This is a genomic window from Mesorhizobium maamorense, assembly GCF_044998965.1.
Taxonomy (GTDB): Bacteria; Pseudomonadota; Alphaproteobacteria; order Rhizobiales; family Rhizobiaceae; genus Mesorhizobium.
Window position 1 is genome coordinate 589,261 of sequence record NZ_CP173356.1, and the last position, 22,297, is coordinate 611,557.

20 protein-coding genes are annotated in these 22,297 nt (G+C 60.4%); 13 read left to right on the forward strand and 7 right to left on the reverse strand.

All coding sequences use genetic code 11. The features are described 5' to 3' along the window. Nucleotides 1-95 precede the first annotated feature (95 nt). From ACIU1A_RS03280 to ACIU1A_RS03310, 7 genes are all read left to right on the forward strand, one after another. Nucleotides 96-743: an amino acid ABC transporter permease gene (locus tag ACIU1A_RS03280; protein WP_140515083.1), complete on the forward strand. Its 648-nt coding sequence runs from the start codon at nucleotides 96-98 to the stop codon at nucleotides 741-743. Nucleotides 744-746: 3 nt separating this feature from the next. Next, entirely contained in the window at nucleotides 747-1,397 is a 651-nt protein-coding gene (locus ACIU1A_RS03285; RefSeq protein ID WP_404926599.1) for an amino acid ABC transporter permease, read from the forward strand. A 29-nt stretch (nucleotides 1,398-1,426) separates the two neighbouring features. Beyond that, entirely contained in the window at nucleotides 1,427-2,245 is an 819-nt protein-coding gene (locus ACIU1A_RS03290) for an amino acid ABC transporter ATP-binding protein (RefSeq protein ID WP_404926600.1), read from the forward strand. A gap of 41 nt (nucleotides 2,246-2,286) precedes the next feature. Further along, on the forward strand, nucleotides 2,287-3,297 hold the full coding sequence (locus tag ACIU1A_RS03295) for an agmatinase family protein (RefSeq protein ID WP_140649842.1): 1,011 nt from the start codon (nucleotides 2,287-2,289) through the stop codon (nucleotides 3,295-3,297). Between the two features lie 61 nt (nucleotides 3,298-3,358). Further along, nucleotides 3,359-4,303 (forward strand): agmatinase, encoded by a 945-nt coding sequence (gene speB / locus ACIU1A_RS03300; protein ID WP_140649840.1) that lies wholly within the window; start codon nucleotides 3,359-3,361, stop codon nucleotides 4,301-4,303. An 88-nt stretch (nucleotides 4,304-4,391) separates the two neighbouring features. Beyond that, nucleotides 4,392-4,607 (forward strand): transposase, encoded by a 216-nt coding sequence (locus ACIU1A_RS03305; RefSeq protein WP_246671712.1) that lies wholly within the window; start codon nucleotides 4,392-4,394, stop codon nucleotides 4,605-4,607. Nucleotides 4,608-5,241: 634 nt separating this feature from the next. Then, a complete protein-coding gene (locus ACIU1A_RS03310) occupies nucleotides 5,242-5,607 on the forward strand; it encodes a hypothetical protein (RefSeq protein ID WP_140632259.1) in 366 nt (121 codons plus the stop codon). A 167-nt stretch (nucleotides 5,608-5,774) separates the two neighbouring features. On the opposite strand, the gene ACIU1A_RS03315 is transcribed toward ACIU1A_RS03310, so the two are convergent. Continuing rightward, complete coding sequence (locus ACIU1A_RS03315; protein WP_140515085.1) at nucleotides 5,775-6,074, reverse strand: DUF1236 domain-containing protein; 300 nt, start codon at nucleotides 6,072-6,074, stop codon at nucleotides 5,775-5,777. A gap of 823 nt (nucleotides 6,075-6,897) precedes the next feature. After that, on the reverse strand, nucleotides 6,898-8,352 hold the full coding sequence (locus ACIU1A_RS03320) for a caspase family protein (RefSeq protein WP_140498313.1): 1,455 nt from the start codon (nucleotides 8,350-8,352) through the stop codon (nucleotides 6,898-6,900). 189 nt (nucleotides 8,353-8,541) lie between these two features. Between ACIU1A_RS03320 and ACIU1A_RS03325 the strand changes: the two genes are divergently transcribed. From ACIU1A_RS03325 to ACIU1A_RS03345, 5 genes are all read left to right on the forward strand, one after another. Next, entirely contained in the window at nucleotides 8,542-9,267 is a 726-nt protein-coding gene (locus tag ACIU1A_RS03325) for a hypothetical protein (protein WP_140498312.1), read from the forward strand. A 241-nt stretch (nucleotides 9,268-9,508) separates the two neighbouring features. Further along, nucleotides 9,509-12,178 (forward strand): autotransporter, encoded by a 2,670-nt coding sequence (locus ACIU1A_RS03330; protein ID WP_404926601.1) that lies wholly within the window; start codon nucleotides 9,509-9,511, stop codon nucleotides 12,176-12,178. A 246-nt stretch (nucleotides 12,179-12,424) separates the two neighbouring features. Further along, complete coding sequence (locus tag ACIU1A_RS03335; protein WP_404926602.1) at nucleotides 12,425-13,297, forward strand: YceI family protein; 873 nt, start codon at nucleotides 12,425-12,427, stop codon at nucleotides 13,295-13,297. Next, entirely contained in the window at nucleotides 13,183-13,530 is a 348-nt protein-coding gene (locus ACIU1A_RS03340) for an OmpA family protein (protein WP_404926603.1), read from the forward strand. The genes ACIU1A_RS03335 and ACIU1A_RS03340 overlap by 115 nt, the downstream gene beginning before the upstream one ends. A 19-nt stretch (nucleotides 13,531-13,549) precedes the next feature. Next, a complete protein-coding gene (locus ACIU1A_RS03345; RefSeq protein ID WP_404926604.1) occupies nucleotides 13,550-14,794 on the forward strand; it encodes a caspase domain-containing protein in 1,245 nt (414 codons plus the stop codon). Nucleotides 14,795-14,850: 56 nt separating this feature from the next. On the opposite strand, the gene ACIU1A_RS03350 is transcribed toward ACIU1A_RS03345, so the two are convergent. Then, the gene (locus ACIU1A_RS03350; RefSeq protein WP_224681770.1) at nucleotides 14,851-15,360 is read right to left on the reverse strand and encodes a DUF6931 family protein; all 510 of its coding nucleotides are present in this window, start codon (nucleotides 15,358-15,360) and stop codon (nucleotides 14,851-14,853) included. 67 nt (nucleotides 15,361-15,427) lie between these two features. Here ACIU1A_RS03350 and ACIU1A_RS03355 point away from each other — a divergent pair, with 67 nt between their 5' ends. After that, complete coding sequence (locus ACIU1A_RS03355) at nucleotides 15,428-16,153, forward strand: OmpA family protein (RefSeq protein ID WP_318012684.1); 726 nt, start codon at nucleotides 15,428-15,430, stop codon at nucleotides 16,151-16,153. A gap of 68 nt (nucleotides 16,154-16,221) precedes the next feature. Here the strand turns inward: ACIU1A_RS03355 and ACIU1A_RS03360 are convergent, their stop codons facing one another. From ACIU1A_RS03360 to ACIU1A_RS03375, 4 genes are all read right to left on the reverse strand, one after another. Next, a complete protein-coding gene (locus ACIU1A_RS03360) occupies nucleotides 16,222-18,552 on the reverse strand; it encodes a M23 family metallopeptidase (RefSeq protein ID WP_404927844.1) in 2,331 nt (776 codons plus the stop codon). Next, nucleotides 18,549-18,956, reverse strand: a complete 408-nt coding sequence (locus ACIU1A_RS03365) for a DUF1036 domain-containing protein (protein WP_181165311.1) — start codon at nucleotides 18,954-18,956, stop codon at nucleotides 18,549-18,551. Before ACIU1A_RS03365 ends, ACIU1A_RS03360 begins: the two co-directional genes overlap by 4 nt. A gap of 104 nt (nucleotides 18,957-19,060) precedes the next feature. After that, entirely contained in the window at nucleotides 19,061-21,487 is a 2,427-nt protein-coding gene (locus tag ACIU1A_RS03370) for a protein kinase domain-containing protein (RefSeq protein WP_404926605.1), read from the reverse strand. Further along, nucleotides 21,487-22,266 carry a PP2C family protein-serine/threonine phosphatase gene (locus ACIU1A_RS03375; protein WP_404926606.1) on the reverse strand — a complete coding sequence of 260 codons (780 nt, stop codon included), beginning with the start codon at nucleotides 22,264-22,266 and terminating at the stop codon, nucleotides 21,487-21,489. The genes ACIU1A_RS03370 and ACIU1A_RS03375 overlap by 1 nt, the downstream gene beginning before the upstream one ends. Nucleotides 22,267-22,297 lie beyond the last annotated feature (31 nt).

A 22,297-nucleotide genomic window follows, 5' to 3' on the forward strand; every position in this document is an offset into this window, starting at 1 on the left:
ACGCCGGATAAGGGCGAGGCTTTCCAGCCTCGCCTGCCTAAAAACGCACAGGCTGCAAGCCTGACCTCAAGTCCATAAGGTCTGACGACTTGGCAATGTTCGCCCTCATCCAGAACAACCTGCCCATCATGCTCTGGGGCGCGGGCATGACCATCCTGGTGTCGGGCGTCGCCATCATCCTCGGCATGCCGCTCGGCCTCGTCCTGTGCTTCGGCGTCACCTCGAAGAAGGCGTGGCTGCGCTGCTTTTCGCGCATCTATCAAAGCGTGTGGCGCGGCACGCCCATCCTCGTGCAGTTGCTGATTATCTATTATCTGCTGCCGCTCATCGGCATCAATGTAGCGCCCATTCTCGCGGCCATCCTCGCGCTGACCCTGAACACGATCGCCTTCCAGGCCGAGATATTTCGCGGCGGACTTTTGGCCATTCCACCAGGGCAACTGGAGGCGGCGCGCATGGTAGGCATACGCAAATGGGCGGGGCGCCAGCATATACTCGTGCCCCAGATATTGCGCCTCGTCATCCCGTCGCTGGTCAATGAGACCATCAGCATCCTGAAAAACTCATCGCTGGTCTCCGTCATCGCGGTGACGGAACTGATGCGGGTAAGCCAGCAGATCGTCGCGACCACCTATCGCCCGTTCGAAATCTACATCACCGCCGCCGTCATCTATATCGTCATCAATTTCCTTCTGTCGCTGATCGGCCGCATGGCCGAGCAACGGCTGGCGCGGAGGGCCTGAGCCATGGCGCAATTCTTCGACCTGTGGGTGCAATATGGACCGCTGATGCTGGCCGGCCTGGCGACGACCGCCTGGATCTGCGCACTTGCCACAGCCCTCGGGCTGGGGATCGGCCTGTTGCTCGCCTGCCTCGAGAGCACGCCGTTCACGCCGCTGCGCTGGGCTGTTCGTGCCTATATCGAGATCATGCGCGGCCTGCCGATCCTGATCCTGCTGTTCGTGCTCTATTATGGCGGCCCGAGCATAGGCCTCCGGCTGAGTGCCGAAGCGGTGGGTGTTTTCGGCCTCGGCTTCTATGGTGCCGCCTATTTCGCCGAAATCTTCCGCTCCGGTTTCCAGTCGATCTCCAAGGGCCAGATCGAGGCGGCGCGCATGGCCGGGCTCTCAGGCACGCAGATCATCCGCCATATCAAGCTGCCGCAGATGCTGGTCATGATCACGCCACCGATGGTCAACCAGATCATCATCCTCATCAAGGAGTCCGCGGTGCTGTCCATCATCACCGTTGCCGAGCTGACCAAGAACACGACGCAATTCGTCAACGAGACCTACGCGGTCATCGAACCTTATCTCGCCGCCGCCCTACTGTACTGGCTGCTGGTCGAGGCAGTCGCGCAGCTCGGCAAATATGTTGAGCGCCGGGTGCGGTTCTAGGCCGCTCAACCACCAATTGGGAATAAACGATGGCCACTGAAACCACCGAGCCCGTCATCAAGATCCGCAATTTGACCAAGGATTTCGGCACATTCGCGGCCCTGTCCGGGATCTCGCTCGACATCAACCTCTCCGAAGTCGTCTGCATCATCGGACCCTCGGGGTCGGGCAAGAGCACGTTGCTGCGCTGCGCGAGCTTCCTCGAGGAATATACGAGCGGCGAGATCGAGATCGAGGGCCGGTTGCTCGGCTACAAGCGCGGTGCCGAAGGACTGGTACGAGAAAGCGACCAGAACATCGATTCCGTGCGCCGCAACGTCGGCATGGTGTTCCAGCACTTCAACCTATGGCCGCATATGACAGTGCTGGATAATGTGACGCTGGGATTGCGTCTTTCCAAGCGCGCTCCCGCCGCCAAGGCGAAGGAAAGCGGGCGCCGTGCGCTGGCCAAGGTCGGCCTCGCGGATTTCGCCGAGCGCTACCCCTCGCAGCTTTCCGGCGGCCAGCAGCAGCGCGTCGGCATCGCCCGGGCGGTCGCGATGGAGCCGCATGTGATCCTGTTCGACGAACCGACCTCCGCACTCGATCCCCAGCTCGTTGGCGAGGTTCTCGACACCATGAAGCAACTGGCCGTCGAGGGCATTACCATGGTGGTGGTGACGCACGAGATGGGCTTTGCCGCCCAGGTCGCCGACCGTGTCGTCTTCATGGACCGCGGCAAGGTGATCGAGCAGGGCCCGCCCGCCAAACTCTTCAACGATCCGCAAAGCCCGCGCTTGCGTGAATTCCTCGACACTTGGAGACGGCGCAACATGCTGTTCCAGAGCGAGCCCGCCGCCGGCCAGTAGGGCAGCGGCACAATCGACACGACAAGACGGAGGACCGTACCATGAGCGAAGCTTTGAGCCCGGCAGGTGTTCCCCGCATGTATGGCGACGTGCCACCCTTCATGGCATTTCCCTATGTGCGCGATCTGGCGGGTCTTTCCGCCGACGCTGTGGTGGTGGGCATGCCCTATGACGGCATCGCCACCTTTCGCGGCGGCGCGACCCGCCGCGCCCCGCAGGAAATCCGCAAATACTCGCTTCTTTACGGCAGCTACAGCTTCGACTGGGACCTCGACATGCTGGCCCATATCACCGTCGCCGATGCCGGCGACATCGATGTAGTGCCGGGCGACAATGCCGCCAGCTACGCCCGCCTCGAAGCGCGGCTTGCCGCGGTGCTGGTCAACGGGGCGGTGCCGCTGACCATCGGCGGCGATCACGGCATCAGCTATCCGGCGGTACGCGCGGTCTCCGATGCCGGCGACACCCCGGTCGGGCTCATCGTCTTCGACACCCATCTCGATCTCAGCGAATCCTTCGGCGGCGACCGCCTCACCCGCGCCTCGCCCCTGCTGCGCATTGCCGAACTCGACAAGGTGGCCCCCCGCCGCATCGTTGTCATCGGCGCGCGCGGCCCCCGCAACCTGCTCGAATGGACCCCGCTCTACCGCAAGCTCGGCATCACCGTGTTTTCCATGGAGGAAGTCGAGCGCCTCGGCATCGAAACGGTTGCCGAACGCGCACGCGCCATCGCCAGTGCCGACGGCGCGCGCCTCTATATCAGCCTCGACATCGACGGCGTCGATCCAGCCTTTGCCCCTGCAACCAACAGCCCCGAACCAGGCGGCCTTACCTCGCGCGAGATCATTCGCGGCGTAAGAATAGTGGCCCGCGACGGCTTTGCTGGGTTCGACCTCGTGGAGGTATCGCCGGATTTCGATGCTTCCAGCGGCACCACCAGCATCCTGGCCGGCCGGCTGCTGGCCGAGGCCCTGTTCTGCCTCGCGGCCAAGCGCGCCGGCAAGCAGAACGCCTGGCGCGACGCCCACAGGTCCGACTTCCAACAGAAATAGCACCACCTTCGGAGTGCGCCTCGCGGTCAAGCGACCCGATGCGCCAACAGGACACAAGACCATGAGCATTACAAATTTCCAGCCACTCGATTCCGGCAGCGTTCCGCGTTTTGCCGGCCCTTCAACCTTCATGCGCCTGCCCATGGCTACCCCCGAGCAGGTCGACATCGCGCTGATCGGCGTCCCCTTCGACGGCGGCACCACCAACCGGCCGGGCGCGCGCCATGGACCGCGCGAAATCCGCAACCAATCCAGCCTGGTGCGGCGCGTCCACCATGTCACGGGCGTCTCGCCTTTCGAACAGGTTCGTGCCGGCGACTGCGGCGACGTGATTGTAAACCCGCTCGACCTGCCCGGCTCGCTGGACACGATCAGCGCCTTCTTCGAAAACGTCCACCACTCCGGCGCCCGGTCTCTGGTCGTCGGCGGCGATCATCTGATCACGCTGCCCATCCTGCGCGGCATCGCCAAGGAACCGGCCGGCCTCGTTCACTTCGATGCCCATTCCGACACCTATGACGAGTTCTTCGGCAACCGCTATAATCACGGCACCCCGTTCCGCCGCGCCGTCGAGGAAGGCCTGCTCGATCCCAAGCGCATGGTCCAGATCGGCATCCGAGGAGCGATCTCCGATGTGGAAAACTACGATTTCGCCCGCGAGGCCGGCATCCGGATCATCTTCATCGAGGAATTCATGGAGCGCGGCGTGGACACGGTGATGGCCGAGGCGCGCTCGATCGTCGGCGACGCGCCGACCTACGTCTCGTTCGACATCGACGCGCTCGATCCGTCTTTTGCCCCCGGCACCGGCACCCCTGAGATCGGCGGCATAACGACGCGCGAGGCCCAGAAGATGATCCGAGCGCTGGCCGGCGTCGACATCATCGGCGCCGATCTGGTCGAAGTCTCGCCGCCGCTCGATCCTTCGGGCGTCACCGCGCTAACCGGTGCCACCCTCCTGTTCGAGCTTCTCTGCGTCATGACGATGCAAATACCGGCTAAATGAGACCCATGTGTGGAGTGCGCCCCTCGGACCGGACAGGATGAACAAGCAGAATTGACTTGGAAGCCGGGCTTTCGAAGGATGGAAGCCCATGGTGACTTATCGCACGCACAGCATGGAGTTCAAACGTCAGGTAGTGCAGGAGTTCCTGTCCGGCGAGACGCTGCATGGTCTCGCCAAGCGGCACGAACTGCCGCGTAACCTGATCCGCATCTGGGTTCAGAAATACGAGGCCGGCTCCTTCGACGAAGACGTGGCGGCGGCCGACACGATGAGGCGCGGATCGCAGCGCTGGAGCGGCTGGTAGGCCGGCAAGCCTTGGAAATTGAGTTTCTAAAGGGGGCTCTGAAAAGCGCACCACGTCCGAGAAGCGGGACTACATCCGGATCAAAATTTCTCCCGCCTCCAACGCCCCTGCTACCGATTGAGCCCCGGAGGCGGGGCAAGGAAGCCATAGTTGCGTCGGGAACAAGCGGCGAGACCGATCCGCCGATCTCGAATTCCCATCCGAAGAGTTCCGCGTAAAGCGGCGCAGGTTCGCAGGATCACGCCCTATTATTTCAAAGTGGATGATTGGCTTGGCCATGATGTCCAACCTTTTAGACGGTTCGCAAAACAGTCGCAGCCCGAGCGGCAGCGGCTGCTGGCTCGGCAGGTGAAACACCTCCCAGGTCGCCCGCATCTGGCCACAATCGTTCTGTGCGACAACACCGCGGGACCGTCAGATCGGGGCGACGATGCGGAGAAGGCAACGGTTCACCGACAAAAAAGGCACGAGAGAAAAGAGCGCACCTCGGATGTTGCGCGCGAGTCGATCGAGGTCGAGCGGGCGGCACGGGATGCGAAGACAGCTCGGCTCCGAGAGCAAGGGCTGATGACTGAGATTCGCAGCTCAGCACCTAAGAAGGTGCAGCCCCGATAGCTGCTTAAGGGAGGCAGCGATGCTCGATACCCATACAGACATTGCGCGGGCGGCTATTGAAGCCACCTTCCTGCCACGTCGCGCCACATTTCCGCGCGATATTGATCACTCCCGACGCGTGCTCGCGGCATCACGCGAGCTTCTGAAACGCCTGCGCCAAAGCCATGGCGATGACACCTCCCGAGCTTGGGAGGATGCAGACCCGGTTCCCTTCGCTATCTCAGCGTTCGATGCCGATGTTCTCCGGGCAGTGTTCAAAGATTTGGTGTTGGGAACATACGCGCCCAAATGTCGATGGCGCGATCTGGCTAAGACCCTGGTACTCGAATACGCCGGGTGCGATCAGGTCGAAGTTGGCTTGCTGGATTGGATCACCAGGAAGTAAGTACCTTGTGCCAAGTCGAGTTGAGCGCGTGTTCTAGAGATCCACCAGGCGCGCCACGAGGGGGTTGCGACGTCTCGACTTCAGGAGTTTATCTCAACTGTCCGAATGGCGATTTGACATACCCAACCCGCCGCCAGCTATGGCGGAGGTCGGGTTCGTTCTAGGTCTCAGTCGTAGACTTTGACGATCTTGCGGGTGCCCGGGTCCACCAAAACCGTGCGGTTGTCGATCACCACATACCGGTATTTGACATTGGGGACCTCATGGAGCTCGACCGTGTCCGGCAGAGCCGTGCCGACATTCAGCTCAAGTCCGAGAAGGTTCACGGAAGCCAGCGGTTGCTTCTTCACGTATTTGCGCACGACGGTGTCCTGTTCCGGTGTGATGACAACATCCTGTGCCGCAACTGCGCCGACGCCGGCCAAAAGCAATAGCGCGGCAGCGGTGCTGGTAAGGGGGATCCTCATGGTTTTTCTCCTGTTGTTCCGGCGACAGCACAAGTCTTCTGTGCGCCAGGCAACTGAACACGTCGGCAGGCCGAACGTTCCTCGATCAGGCTTCAGTCGGAATCCTGACCAGACCAAAGGCCGATCACAAAACGCAATGGTCTTATCTCTTGAGACTAGGCGGAACGGCTTAGGGCTAGGCTAGTTGCTTCTCCAGACTCGGAGAAAGCAGATGGATAAAAGCATTGGCCAAGCGCGTTGGTTGCTCGCGCCAACTTTCGCCGCAGCCGTCACATTTTTGGTGATCGGCATATTCCTTGGCTGACATGTCGTGGATCGGCACAGCTACGTCCCTTCCTGTGCTGATAGGGCCCGCAAGCCGCTTCGGTGGCTGGCGGGCCCTCTATTTCCAGTATGTTTGGTGAGCAAAAGACAATGACATCGATCCAGAGAACCAATGAGAGTGGCAACGCAAACCAACCGGCAAATGACAACGATGATCATGCGCCTGCGCTACTGGACGCTGTTTCTTTGACGAACGAGGAAAACATTGCCGACCTTGTCAGGCGAACCGAGCGCGTGGCGATTTTGGTAGTGTTGGGAATGGGGGGCTGGTTGATGTTAGTCTCCGCTATCTACCTTGTACTGAGCCACCGAATATGAATGAACAATTACGCCAGCATATGATCGCCCGTCTCGGGGGCCGGGGTCGGACAGTTTCATCATCCGCGCAGCTTTTCGCCTCGAATTCCAGCGTGGCGCTCGTTACCGTGACGCTTGATCATCTTGTTGGGCTGCAGCACCTGATCTGGAACTCGAGCGCGGCCCATTGCTGACCGGCTCGCTAAAACACACCACCAATGCCTATGCCGCCACTGATGTCCGGTGGGGGAGGCGCGGGACGTCTCGGGGCGGCCTGCGAGCGTTTCGCAGTCGTCCGTACGGAGCCGTTTCGTGAAGGGGCGGCGTCCGACGCTATCTTAGCCGGCTTGGCCTTCACGATGACCGGCTGCTTGCAGATTCTGCCTGAGCGCAAAAAGAGATCGCCCAGCAGTCCGACGCTCGGCTCCGTCGTCGCCGCGACTTGCTTGGTATTCTTGTAGTAGTCGGTGAGAGCACGGATTGAACCCGTGCCCCAATCTCCATCAATCTGCATCCGGTAGCAACCCAAGCGACGAAGTTCGGTCTGAACGTTGCGCGCAAGATCGGCTGTCTTGTCTTTGTCCGCCTCGCCCATAGATGCGCCGACAATGAGCGTTTCGAGACCGGAGACGACGCTTTGGCGAGCGTCCTCAACCCTTTCGGTCGGAGACAGATTGGCGACCTGTGTGCCAACCGGCTCCGGTGAACTGGCGGACGGTGCCGGAATCTCGACCGACCGCAACGTCTGTCCGACGATTAGCACGGCGGTCTGCAGGTCATTGGAGGCAAGTTCGACTTGCAATCTCTTCTTTGCCGCAGGGTCCGCAAGGATGCGTGAAAGGCTTGCGCTCAACTGTCCCGGATCGAGTACCTGTTGCTCCGTGAAATAGAACTGCTCACGCAGGTTCGATTGATCCCACGGCACTTGACGGCCAACCGTCAACGCTTCGGTTTCGTTGCGGACGCGGATCATCATATCCGAAATGCTGAGCCCGGGGATCTCGAGATTCTTCAGCAGCGCAATGGTGAACGGGCTGTTTTCGCCGCCGCCATCGGCCGTGACATTGCCTGGCTGGGTGGCAAAGGCAACGAACGTGTTTTCACCGACTTCAACTTGCGCCAGACCATTGCCGGCACCGGCACCGAGCGGATTGTTGCGGCACGCGTCCAGGAATATGAACGTCTGGCGGTCGCGGCGCGCGAACCGCGCGATCACATCATTCAGCTTGATGGCCGTGGCGGTGAGTTTTTCCAGGCTTTCAGGATCGGGCGTATCGACCGGGAGCAGGTAGTTTTCGCCGTTCAACTGCACGCCATGACCGGCGTAGATAATCAAAACTGCGCTGACGGTAGGCAGCCTTGCATCAGCTTCTCGAAAGATTCTGGAAAAATCTTGGGTCGAAAGATCGGTGCCCGTCAGGACCTCAAAATTTAGCCGCTTCAAGCTCTCTGAGAGCTTTGCGGCATCATTTGCGGCATTGGGGAGATGCTCAAGTCGGCTGCTTTGATAGTTCGAATTCCCGATGACGATCGCTAGCCGGTTGCGTGGCTGCGGCGCCGCGGTCGGCTCGACCGCGGCGCGAGCACCAGCTGAGCCAAGAAGCAGGAAAATGAGAAACAGTGGGACACGAAACAGAAGTCCGTTGCAGTGGGTCATGTCAGCACGCTCGCTCCGGCCTGCCTCAATCTTGGTCCAGCAACTTCCCAACGCACCACGACGCAACCGCAATCAGCCTGAGCGCCTGCCCCATACCGGCGAAGGTCACCAAAATTTATACCAAGAATCCTGTCAAAGATAGGGAAAAGGGATTTGTATGCGATCAGTCATTGGACTGTGGAGGACAAGATGCCGACCAAGATCAATCTTGCGCTGCCGGTTTATGGAGCAGCCTACAAAAGCGTGTTCGTTCGCAGCTTGTTCGCGGCCTTAACTCATAAGAGCCTGTCCAACTACGCCTTCACGCTGTCGGAAATCGAGTACACGGATATTCCATTTTCGCGGAACTATCTGCTCACGAATTTCTACTACAATAAACCGGATTGCAGTCACATTCTGATGATCGACAGTGACATGGGCTTTTCACCTGATCTTATCGCGGCGATGCTGGCGCTGGACAAGCAAGTCGTCGGCACCCTGTATCCGCGGCGCCGGATCGATCTGCGCAAACTCCATTCCCTCTCGACACTGCCCTTCGACAAAGCCTTTGCGCAAAGCCTGGAGTTCATCGGAACCGTCGTCGAACCTCGGCAAGAGCAAGAAGGCTTTGTCCGGGTAACGTCATGCGGCACGGGCATCTTTCTGGTCTCCCGCGACTGCGTGACGGCCATAATCGAGAAGTTACCCGAGACGGTGGACCGGTCTCGTTACAGAAAGAGCAAGTACACCGCTCAGTTCGAGAATTTCCTGACGCCGTTTGCGAAGATTGTGACGCCGGAACTGGACCTCCCTACCGATTTCTCGTTCTGTCACCGCTGGGTTGAGCAGTGTGGTGGCGAAATATGGGCAAGCTACCATCGCAAGATTGCACATGCGGGAGATCTGACTGTTTCGGCGGCCTATTCTGATCTTTAAAGATGCCTTTGAAGTTTGGCCACTGCTTTTGACAGGCTCATTTAAGTTTACGATAGTGTCCTTGTCGCCACAGATAGCCTTATAGTCTCCTGAGAACGAACCCCAAACCATTGCCGCCCAGCAACGCGACGCGTACAGTGCCGGTTAAGCAGTCACCGATCCCATGAGATGGATCGTTGATCTATTTAATTGCCTTGATTTGTGACGGTATCGATTTCTCGTAAGGTGGGGTCGAATGAGAGTGTCGCGCGAGGCCTATCAATTGACGGGAGTCTCGTTGCTCGCCTTAGCGGCGGCGTCCACGTTCCAAGTGTCTGGCGCGGCGGCCTGCTCCGCTACTGCAAACGGCGGCGGCACTCCCTTCCAGGCGACATCGGTTACCGTGAACTGCACGACGACCGGGGATTTTCAGGACGTCGATGGCGTATTCACCACCCGATTTAGCGGGTTCGAGAACTCGTCGGAAGTCATCGTCAACGACTACGACGGCAATGGCGACGACGTCGTGAGAATTTTTGGCGGCCTCCTGACCGATAAAGCGGCGACAACACCCGGTGTAGGCGGCCTGCCTGCGGGAGGGTCGACCTCCTTGCAGCCGGCGGACGGTACAATCGAACTCCTCGGCGGCAATGACCGGTTTGAGATGTTCTATGGGGATTTCTTGGGGGTTCCGTACGCCCCAACCGTCGCGGCCAATCTCAATACCGGGGCCGGGGATGACCTGGTCGTCATCCAGAGCGGCAGTATTCAGGACATTGACCTTGGAGATGGTACCGACAGAGCCGTGATATTCGGCGACGGTACACAGGTTGGCAATGTGACCGGCGGCAGAGGTGACGACCTGTTATCGATCGGCATGCTCACCACCGAGGAGGGAATTTTTTTCAGCGCGCCGACCGTCGGCGTTCTCTCCGGGGGCGATGGCAATGACACCATCATCATTGCGGGAGGCACGGTTGATGCCCTGGATGCCGGGACTGGCAATGACCAGGTCAGCGTCAGCGGCAGTGCCGCGGTCGACCTCGACCTCGACGGAGCGGCCGGAAACGACACGATAATGGTCGCTGGCAACGCCACCATTGGCGGCAGCATATTCGGCAATGACGGCGACGACACCGTCAACATCAACGGCGGAACCATAGGCGCCACGACAGGCGGCAACATCACCGGCGGCCTAGGCTTCGACAGCGTCTCGGTCGTGGGCGGCGACATAAAGGGCGGCATCGACGCCGAACATGTCCATTTGTCGGGTGGCACGATCGAGGGTGACATTACCGGCCTTGGACCCAACACGCTAACCATCGATCATATCGGCGCCGTCGAGCCGCTCATCCTTAGCGACGGGGTGCTATTCAGCGGTACAGGCGCCAACGGCACAGTCGTCGGCACCGACCTTGCCGCCGGCGGCAAGAGCCAGAACTTTGCCGGCTTCGACAATTTTTCGGCCGACCATTCGACCCTTCGCTTCAGCGGTGGCACGCAGGGCATAAACCAACTCAACCTCGGTAATGGTTCAACGCTGTTCATCAACGGCAACGTCACTATGCCGGGTTCGATCATCGCGACAAATTCCCTGATCAACATGATGGACGGTGTCGCCGACGACGTGTTGATGCTCGGCGGCCTCGCCCTCAACAGCGCCGCCATCAGCCTCGACATTAACCAACAGACGCTACGGTCGGATCAACTCGTTGCCAATGCGTTTTCGGCTGCCGGCACCAGCACCATTATTGTCAATCTGCTGGGCACCCCCCAATTCGCCCAAGTGACCAATATCCCGATCATCGTCTCGGCCAGCGGACCGGTTGCCGGCACCTTCCGTCTCGGAAGTATTTCCGGCACGCCGGGTTCGCTTTTCAGCTATGAGATCGTGAACGGCCCGAATGGCGGCTTGTTCCTGCGTGCCACGCCGGCCAGTTTCGGCATTGCGGCGGCGCCGACCAGCGCGACCAACGCGGGCGCGGTCGAGGTGGCACTCGACGCTCTCTACGGCATAAACCGCGACGCGATCGATGCTGACCTCCACCTTTCGCCTGCATCCGGATCTGGAATGGTACCGGTTTCTTCGAGCTTCGGGGTCTTTGCTTCCGGCCAGTTCGCTCATACCGAGCATGACGGCTATAACATCAGTGGCGGCGGCTTGAATGGCCCGGGCCCGAGCTTCGATGCCAATGATTTTTCGGCCGCCATCAGCCTGGACTTCAATGCCGCCAAGCATTTCCAGTTCGACAATGAGTATGGCCTGAACATCGGTGTATTCGCCGGCTACGCCTCGACTGACGTCAATCTCGGAGCCTTCCAGGGATTTGATGCCATAGGGGAAGGTAACAACAAGGCCGGACTGTTCGGCGGCTACGCACTCTTGCGCAAGGACTACAATTACGCGCTGGTCTCGGCCTCCGGTTTCTTCGGCCGAAGCGACGTGATGAACGGGGTGCTTGACACCACCGGCAGCTATGACACCGAGGGCTACGCGGTCACGGGATCTGTCGGCCACATCTTCGCGCTGGGCGAACGCACCCGTTTCGATCTGCGTGGCGGCCTGCTTGGTGTTTCATTCCGCGGCGATCCCTACACTGACAGCGGTGGCAATCAGTTCGGCAAGAGCCGGCTTTCATTTGGCGCCATCAAGTTCGAGCCTGGCATTTATGGCGATTACACGCTGAGCAACGGTATGGTGTTCAGCCCCTATGCGCGTGGCGAATTGCAGCAGCGTTTCGGTTACAAGAACACGACCGAGATCGGTACCAGGACGATCGCCTTCGACGATGCGGATTTTTCCGTGGCGCTATCGACGGGGTTCAACCTGAAAGTTTCGGAGTTGACGACCGTCAACGGCGAAGTCCGTGGTAAGGCCTCGTCGGATAGCTCCACTATTGGCGCCAAGCTCGGACTTAAGATAGCTTTCTAGCGGTTCCTCGATCCGCGGATCATCCGCGCCCGCGCTGAGTTCGTGACGTCTTTGGGATGGGAATAGCAGGACCTTCGAATCCCCCGCACTCAGGCAAGGTGCGGTATCGCGATGCCGGGATCGCGGGCTGGCCAAACACACCAACCGGGATGCTCGCCAATTGGCAGCAAGTGCTCTATGCTCTCTGGAGACACCGCATGGTCGTGATGTCGATACGGGGTTCTGTTGTCGTAGGCAGGGGGAGCCATGTTCGAAGTTCTCGGAGTCTGGCGCAAAGCACGGTCAAGAAGCAGAGTCGCCGCGAAGACGCTTGGCTTGATCGTTTCGTTGTTCGTGTTGTTTTTGCCCGGACTGGGAACGGCGAACGCGCAGACGAACTGGGCGCTCGATCCGACCGCTTCGGTCCTCACCTATCAGTCGGTCAAGAAGAACACGATCGTCGAAACCAACAAGATCAGGAATATTTCCGGCAGCCTTACTTCGACCGGCGACGCCAAGGTCTCCTTTGACCTCAACTCAGTCGATACCGGGGTCGACCTGCGCAATGTCCGGATGCGGTTCCTCTTCTTTGAGACCTACAAGTTTCCAACCGCCGAACTGACAGCGAAAGTGGATCCGGCGGCATTTGCCGACCTCGCCACCAAGCGACGTATGAAGGCGGTTCTTCCATTCCGTCTCAACCTGCATGGGGTCGACAAGGATCTTGAGGCCAACGTCGTGGTGACCATGATCAGCGACACCATGGTGTCGGTTGCCTCGGAGGCCCCTGTCGCGGTGCATGTGGAGGACTTCGGTCTATTGCCCAATGTCGACAAACTCCAACAGGCGGCCAGTGTGACCAACATTGTTCCTACCGCATCGGTGTCGTTCGATTTCGTGTTCACGGCCGACGGAAGCAAGCCTCCCCCGCCCAGACCGTTGCGGCAAGCACCGAGGTCGGGCCCGTCGCCACCGATGCGACGAAGACCAACTTCAACGATGAGGAATGCCTCAACAGGTTTGCGGTGCTGTCTCGCACCGGGGCGATCTATTTTCGCCCCGCGAGCGCGCGGCTCGATGCCCAAAGCCGCCCGCTGCTTGCTGAGGTCGTCGGTGTCGTCAGCAAATGCCCAGGCCTAAAGGTCGAAGTTTCCGGACACACCGATGCCGATGGACCGGTTGCAGAGAACAAACGCTTATCGGAGCGCAGGGCCCAGGCAGTGGCCGACGCCATTGTTGGGGCGGGCATTCCGCGCACGCAGATCACGGCGACCGGCTACGGCGAGGAGCGCCCAGTCGCCGGCAACGACACGCCGAAGAACAAGGCGCTCAATCGGCGGATCGAGTTTTCCGCCACCAAGCTCGTCAACTGAGGAAGGATCTGTTGTCCCGGTGGGTTTCGATCTGATCGCCCGTCGCAGTAGCCTTCTGCGCGCAATCGGGCTCGCGGCAGTTGCGCTGCTTTTCACTTTGACGGCAGCCGATGCCGAGCGCCGTACAGCGCTGGTGCTTGGCAACTCCCAGTATCAGCACGCCCCGGCACTCGCCAATCCGGTGCGCGACGCCAAAGCCATGGCCGAAAGCCTGAAGGGTCTTGGTTTTGACGTCGTTTCCGGCTTCGACCTGACCAAGTTGCAGACCCAGACGACAATAGCGCAGTTCGCAAAGCAGGTGCGCGGGGCGGACATCGCGCTTTTCTTCTATGCGGGCCATGGCTTGCAGGTTTCAGGCAGCAACTACCTTCTTCCGATCGATGCCGCCCTGGAGGACGAGACTTCGCTCGACTTCGAGGCGGTGCCTGTCGATTTCGTTCTGCGACAGATGTCTCGCGAGACCAGCATAAGGCTTATTTTCCTCGACGCCTGTCGCGACAATCCTCTAGCCGAGGTGCTGGCAAAGACCGCCGGCGTCAGGGGAGCAAAAAGCGGCCTTGCGGAAATCTCGATCGAGAATGGCGGTGCCGGTACGCTTGTCGCGTTCGCCACCAGTCCAAATCAGGTCGCCTACGACGGATCCGGCAAACATTCGCCGTTCACCTCGGCGTTGCTTGCGCACATTGGCGAGACAAATGTGTCCATCACTGAGGCGATGAACCGTGTTACCGCCGATGTGTTCAAGGCAACCGCTAGCAAGCAGCGCCCCTGGAGCAACGTCTCGCTGACCACCGAGGTCGTCCTGCACAAGGTTGATCTCAACTCACCGCTGATCGTCGGTGAGGCGGGCGTTCCCGGACCGCAAGGCGACTCGGATACGCGCAATGCCACTGCTAATCCGTCGAGCTCCGCCAATGACGCCCAACTCGCACTCAATGTGCTCCGTCAGAAAATCCCAAAACTCGCCTCTGACGACCCGATCTTTTTCGACGTTCCGATCGATTTCGGCGACCCCGAAATCGATGGGAAGAGTATTGCGGAGCTCATAAAAGGCGAGCCACGCTTCAGTCCGGTGGAGGGCCTCGACAATTCGGTATGGCAGGGCAAGCACTGCGACGGCTGCCATGAGTGGAACGAGACCCGACTGTGTGATCAGGCGAAGAATTTCGCCGCCAACGATGTCTCCGTTCTGCGCTTGCAGCATCCGCTTGGGACACGCTTCAAGGTGGCGCTCGCCAAATGGGCTCAAGGGGGTTGCAAGTAGGCGGGACGGAGGGCGTCCTCCAGTTCTGTGGGTGCCGGTCGTGTGGGCGAGTGCCCCTAAGATGCATCCGTTGACTGGTGGAGGGCCTCGATCTCGGCCATCTGGATACCGATTTCGACGAACGCCGACAGCACCGAGAAACGGTCCACGAGCGCCACGCGTGCCAGACCGGCCAGAATTCCGGCATTGATTGCATAGGCAGCAGGAGAAGGCTGCAAATCCAGTGCCGGCATCGCGGCCACGGCTGACCGATCTTCACGCGATCCCGCAGCTAGGATAATCCAGCCGACCGGGGTTGTTGGCGATTTTGCCGCGGCGGCTCTGATCTCTGTTCGATGGCGGGGGCTGTCGGGCTCGCTCACCCAGTCGCGGACAAGACCGAGCAACCGGTGATCGGTCTCATCGAAGAGGTCGCTCAGATGGCTTAGGCATTCGTGGGCCCACCAGACCGCGGCCCGCTCGGGAAGCAGGTAGGCGCAAAATGTAATCGCTTCCTCAGGAATACGCCCGGCGAGGAGGTCGCGGCAAAACGCGATCGAGTGCTGTTCGGTCGGAGCAGTGCGCATGTCCCTGGTGATAGCGGGACAAGCTGCGAAAAGATCCCGTGCCGTTTTGAATCGGAGCCCATGGGCCATGAACGCCGCGCTTTCATTGAGGAACTTTGGCCACTCAAGCCTCCGGCACGGCGCGGGTCAAGTCTCAAGCCGTGCCACGGCCAAAACAGTCGCGATGATCGCACCTCCAACGTTTGGCCACAGACAATTGCGCTGGAATTCGGTATGCTGGCGGTCGATCAAAATCGGATACTCAAACAGGAGGAGCGCTATGCAGTGGAGTCGTTCAGCCTTTGTGTTGGCGGTCGTGTTTTTCTCGAACCATGCTTCCGCCGATCCGGCTCGGAAATCAGAAGACATCGTGAAGTTTTTTGCCGGCGCAGCCGATCTTGGCAAATCTCGAGGAATTTGTGTCGGTTCCGAAGAGGAGTGCAACAAGAGCAACACCAATGGGCAGCAGGAAGGCAGATCCAACCTCGACATGCTGATCAATTTCGGGCTGGATTCGGCCCAACTCGACGCAACCGCGCGCGCTGAGCTCGAAGAGTTCGCCAAGGCTTTGAAAGACAACCGGCTGAGCACGTTCAACTTCGTCGTCGAAGGCTACACCGATGCGACGGGCACGCTGCGCTACAACGAAGGTCTGTCACAGCGAAGAGCGAAATCGGTGGCAGCTTTCCTGACGGCCAGCGGTGTCGAGGCCGCGCGCATCAACGCCGTCGGCATGGGCGAGAAGAACCCTCGCAACGCCAACCCGTACGATCCTGCCAACCGCCGCGTGGAAATGCGGATAAAAACGCAATAACCGTCGAAACTGCGCGGCAAACCGAGGGGGAACCCTTCTGCGCAAGAAACTCATGCCAGACCTGACGCTCAGAGCGTATTTGGGATCGAGCCCATGAGAGCAGTGATGGCCTGTTTGTATTTTTCGAACTCCGGCGACGTCTGACGGATTTCGGTGGTCGTTGTCTGTGACCCGGCGTCGGTTGCCAGATGAGTCAGCTTCTGGCCCATTTTTCTTTCGGCCCAGTCCACCACGTAGCTGGCTGTCTTGCCGGTGAGGAACGGGTTGGCCTGGATGACGGCCGACCCCAGGACAGCACTCAGCTGCGCCGAACCTGATGCCGACAGAACCTGATGCGCGCCTTCCATTCCAAGGAAATGACAGAGATAGAGCCGGCCGGCCGTGATTTGGTGGCCGCGCTGGCGCAGGTAGGCCTCGCCTTCGCGCGCCAGGTTGCGCACCATCTCTCGCGAGATCGTGGCGTCGTAGCGCAGGGCGAGTAGGTCGTCGGTCGACAGCGTGCGTGCAAGCTCCGGGCGGTAGGTATTCATCATCCTGATCCAGGTCTTGGTTATGAACTGGCCGGCGCCCGTCGCGGAAGAATTAGGATTCTTGGCGCGAGCACTACCGCCACTTTCGACGTGAACGATGCGCTCGGTGAGCGTTTCGACCGCGGGATCGTTCGATGCGACCGCGGTAACCGTGCCCAAGGGGTCGATCGCCTCGCCATTTTGGTAAAGCTCGAAATGCAGGTGAGGGCCGGTCGATAATCCGGTGGTGCCGATATAGCCGATGACGTCGCCTGCCTTGACCTTGGTGCCGACGCCGGCTTCGATTGCAAATTTCTGCATGTGCGCATAACGCGTCTCGCGGCCGTTTTTGTGCAAAATCTTGACCAGATTGCCGTAGCTTCCCCCATCGCCCTGGAACGTGATCTCGCCATCGAAGGCGGCTGCGATCGGCGTGCCGACGGGTGCCGCCCAATCGACGCCCTTGTGGATGCGCACGGTCCCCAGAATGGGGTGCTTTCGTGGTCCGAAGGTGGAGGTCATGACGCCATTCACCGGCGTGACCATGCCGTTGGTGACTGTCAGCGAGCGTACCTGATCGTCACCTGTAACACACGCAAACTGGCCGTCGCTTTGCTGGAAGACAAAACAGTCGAGGCTTTTCTCGCTCCCCTGCACGCCCACATACAGAACCCGTCCCGCGCCCTCGTCCTTGCCCCTGGGCGTCTGTGAATAGATCATCACCAGACGCTGGTCCTCGCTTGCAAAGGCGTCCAGATCCTGTCCTCTCGAAAGATACATGATCGCCTCGCCGATCACGCCGGTTGGAACATTGTTGCGGGCTGCCGTCGAATAGATGGCGTCGAGCAGACGATACTGTCGTTTATGCGTGCCTTCTTCCTGTGCGCCCGAATAGTTGAACAGATCTTCGCGAACCCAAGGATCAACACCCGACACGAAGGCGCCCGCGCCGTTGCGCGTCAGCGTGCCGACGAACAGGTTCTTGGCGTAGATCGAAACCTGCATCAGGGACATTGCGCTCGTGTCGCGCGTCGGCCTGAACCCTCGCATCGCAACGACGTAACCCGCTGCCAGGCCGTCCCGGTGGAAAAGCGCGCTCAGGGCCTCGCCTGCCAGCTTGGCATCCTGCGCGGAGAAGTGCGCATCCAACGCTACGCTGTCCAGACTGCGATCATTGAGAACCTTCACGAACGTGTCTTCGGTCGCCGCGAATCGCTGGTACTCATTGGTGACGGCTACGACGCTCGTGTTGTTCTCGATCTCGGTCTTCTGGAATGCCGGCAGGGCTGCATCGCCTGCATCGATCGTCTCACCCCATCCGGCTTCGGGATCGTCGCTGTCGGCTTTCTGACCGGAAGCCGCTTCAAGTTCCCTGGCGGGAGGCGAGGGCTGAAGATCGTTCTCCAGATCGCCCGATGGCGCGGCAGCGGTTTTTCGTTGCGCTTGGAAGAATGCGAAATCCTCCTGCGTCGACGGTATCGTCGTCATGAATTTTTCGCTGGCGCTCAGCATGACGTCTGACAGGACTTCGAGCTGGGGAGAAACGTCGGCCTGATCGAGTTCTGCCGGACGCGGGACCACTCGGCCTTTGGTTGCGGCGCCGGCATCTGGCGCAAGGGTGATCCAGATCGGGTCCCCCGCCAGATCGATCAGCGCTGGCACGTAGACGGATGCGTCGGCCGGCACATCGTCCGCCCCCTCGACCGCATGCAACTCCTCGTCTTCGTCGCCGAATGACCAATAGTCCGCGGTCAGGTAAAAACCGGCGGCCACGCAAAGCAGCACAGCCGAGGTCAAACCCACCATCAACCTACGCCATAGCGTGCGCCTGCGAAGGGCGGCGCGCGCCTGCTTCTTCTGTCTGAAGCTCGTGTCGATATGGTGTGTCACGGATTGCTTGCGGTCAGGAAGAAGGTCCACCGCACCTGTTCGAGGGTGTCGACTTCCAGAAACCGGGCGGTGATGTGGCCGCGCTGCCAGCATTCGTCACTGCCGCGGATCGAGAAACGTCGCCGTTCGATGCACATTTCGGTCAATCCGGCGAGGATGGCATGACCAAACACGTCAGTTGCATAGATGTAGACGTAGCGGTTGGTCAGTTCCTCCCGGATAACGTTCACGCATTGGTTTGCGCCGATGGTCCACCATCCATCGGTCTGGTCCGCATTGTCGACCTTCTGGCCGACGGCGAGATTGACGACATCGAGTGTCTGATTGCAGACCGTGAACTCGGCTCGCGCTTGGCTGGACAACAGCAGGGCGAGGGGAGCGCCCAAAATGATCGCGAGTTTCATGCGCGCCCTCGGGGCAGATAGGGCTGGAACCGGACCTGCTGCTTTTCGGGCAGGGCAGACCAAGTGGTCAAACACCAGCGGCGGCGTTCCATGCTAGGCCCACGCTATCCGCCGAGCCGGAAATACTTGGCAGTGGCTGAGAACCGAGATCCGTCGGTCTCGACTTCCTCGATGATTTTGGGCAACAGCGCCGAAGCTGGCGTGGGATCGGAGAAGGCAGCCGACTGAATGTCGCGAGGGCCCGTGATCACCAGTATTATCTGCGGCACGGACTTTCCAGCAGCCTTATCGGCCGCGCCGAGACCAATCGGGATCCTGAAGGTCGCCTTGTCCGACCCCGTGACGATGCGGTCGTCGAGATTGAACACCATGCCTTTGTGGTCGATCAGCAGGACGCTGGAGATGAGCCCTCTGCGCGTTACCAATGTACCGCTAATCGGCGTACCGTTCGGCACAGATGTTCGGTCGAGAACAAGCTGCGGCTGGTCGGCCGCGGTCTGTCCCAGAAAGCGCAGAAAATTGGTTACCTCGCATTGGCTTGGCTCAATGAGGCGGACGCTGATGTCTGGCTCGACATGGAATTTTGCCTGGAAATCGCCGAGCATGCGTTCGAATGGCTGGACGGCCGTGCCAAATCCTTCGATTGCGGCGGCCTTGTCGGTAGCAGATGTGACGGCGGCATAGAAACAGTCGCCGCCGCCGAAGGCGCGAACCCAGGCGACGCGTTGAGCGATATCGTCGACCGCCGGGGGGATCGCTGGTTTGGGCACGTTCAACGCTACAACGCGTTGGTTCGGCTGCTTGCCTGTCGGCAACGCAGAAATCTGGCTGTTGGCGTTGGCATCCACCGCTGGACCTGCATTCGATTTCAGTTCCGGGATTGGGGCCGCCGGCGGGCTGGCCCGTGGTTCGGGCTTTTTGGTCTCGACAACCTCCGTCTCAGCCGGCGGCGGAGTTTGGACCGTTTCGGCTTCTGGCGGGGTTGGAGCGGTCGTAGCGGGCGAAGTCGGCTTTTGCCTATCGCCGGCCGTCGTGTCGGGCTGGATTGCCGGCGATGCCCTTTCGGGCGGCGGCGCGTTCGTCGCGATTGGCTTCGGCGGCGCCTCGGTTCGTAGAGGTATGTCGACGGGCTTGGCCGACGGCAGTCTTTGAGCTGCCACAGCATGTGGCTTATCCTCGGCGGGCGGTGTGCCGGCCTGCGTTTCCGGCTGCGCCGGCGGAACAACCTTTGGCGGCTCGGGCGCGTTCGCTACATCCTGCGTAGCGACGGGCTGTGACGTTTGGGGCGTGGGCTTTGCTGGCTCTGCCGCGGAAAGCGACGTCTTGCCGACAGTCGGCGTCGCGGGCGTCATGACGCCGCCCAGATAAAGGCCGCCTCCAGAGGCCACGGCTAGCGCCGCCAAGGCACAGAGCGCGATCGTTCGGGTCCTTGTGGATTTGCCAGGCACCTCGGCCATGGCCGTACGTGCAGCGCCGAGGGGGGCCGGGCGCGGCGGTCCAGACAAATGCGCGGGCCGCACATGCTGGACGAAGCGCGTCCTACCTGAACCCGTCGCGTCTGCGTCGTCGTGCCGCTCGACCTCATTCTTGCTGGCTGGAGCAGCGGCTTGCCCTATCGGCGGCAAACCCGGCCGAGCACGGGGCGCGAGGGAAGTCGGCGGGATTGTCTCCTCGTTGTCGTCACGTGTCATCCTGGCGATTTCGGCCATGCTGACGGGCCGGTCTCGCGGATCCGGTTGAAGCATGGCTTCGACAATGCCGCGAAAATCGTCATCGATATCGGAGAGATTAGGCACGGTCCGGCGCTTTTCGATGACTTCGAACTGCGAGCCGCTCATATCGACCGGCTTGCCGCGCAAGGCGGCAACCAATACCAGCCCAAGGCTGTAGATGTCGGACTGCTCTCTGACGTCGCCGCTGTAGAGCCCGAGTTGTTCGGGCGAAACATAGTTGTACTTTCCCGCGAACCTTCCGCCTATCAGGGTCTCTCCGCCCACCGTCGCCGAGCGTGCGATGCCGAAATCGATGATCTTCGCACGGTCAACCCGGTCCCCCGGCAGAATAATGTTATCCGGTGAGAGGTCGCGGTGTATTGCTCCGGCCTGGTGCACGGCGCTTAGACCGGAGGCGAGGCGATGGCACAGCTTTCGTACCTCTCCCGTCGGCATCGCCCCACGTCGCATGATGTCGAACAACGACGCTCCATCGACGAATTCCATGGCGAGGTAGGGACGACCGATCCCCGGATCGATCGTGAAGACGTGATAACGCACCACCGCGTCATGCGACAGGTGGTTCAGGATAGTTGCCTCTTTGCGAAACAGGGACAAGATCGTTTGGTCGCGCGCGAATTCCGGCAAAACGATCTTGATCGCGACATGGTCGCCGGTCTGGATGTTATGGCCCCGGTAGACTTCGCCCATGCCCCCGAATGCGATCCGCTCGTCAAGTTCGTAGATACCGCTCAGTTGCGTGCCCACGGCAGTGTTGGCCGCGCCTGGCGATATCCGCGTCTTGTCGTCGGCGCTCATCAGCCCCGCCCCTGTGCTTTGTACAGAGCTGGACGGGGCGACTGGCCATCGTATCCGCCCGCGACCCTGACAAGCACGATGGTCACATTGTCTGTTCCGCCACGCGCCAGAACTGTTTCCAGCAGGTTTTCACACGCCGACTGAGGTGTCGCGGACACTGTCGCAGCCTCGATCTCGGCATCGGTGACATGCGCCGTCAGGCCATCGGTGCTCAGCACAAAGATGTCCCCCGGCAGGATTTCACCTTGCTGGAAATCGATGACAATCTCGTCGCTGACGCCGACTGCCTGCGTGATGACATTGCGGCGCGGCCAGGTGAGCGCTTCGGCTTCGGTGAGCATGCCTTTATCGATGAGTTCCTGAACCTCGGTATGGTCCTTCGATATTTGCGAGATCGAGGCCTCGCGGATCAGATAGACGCGGCTGTCACCAGCCCAGAGGCAGGCGAACCGCCCGTCTATGGCAAGCAGGGCGGCAAAAGTTGAGCCGATCGTTATCCCGCGAGACTGGGATATGCGGCGGATCTCGGCATTAGCCCTGCTCAGCCTGTCTTCGAAGCGCGCCCGAAGATCCGGTGCGGAGCTGGCAATCCCGATCGTTGCCAGATGATTGACGATACTGGCTGAAGCGACTTCTCCGGCGTCGTGACCACCCATCCCGTCGGCGACCAACCACAGGCCAGCCTGGGGCTCGACCAGGTAGTTGTCTTCATTGAGCTCCCGCACACAGCCTCTGTGGCTCACGCCGAAGCTTTCAATGGGAAGGGCGACATTGTTCAATTTGCCACCAAACGCTTCACCCAGCGTCCTC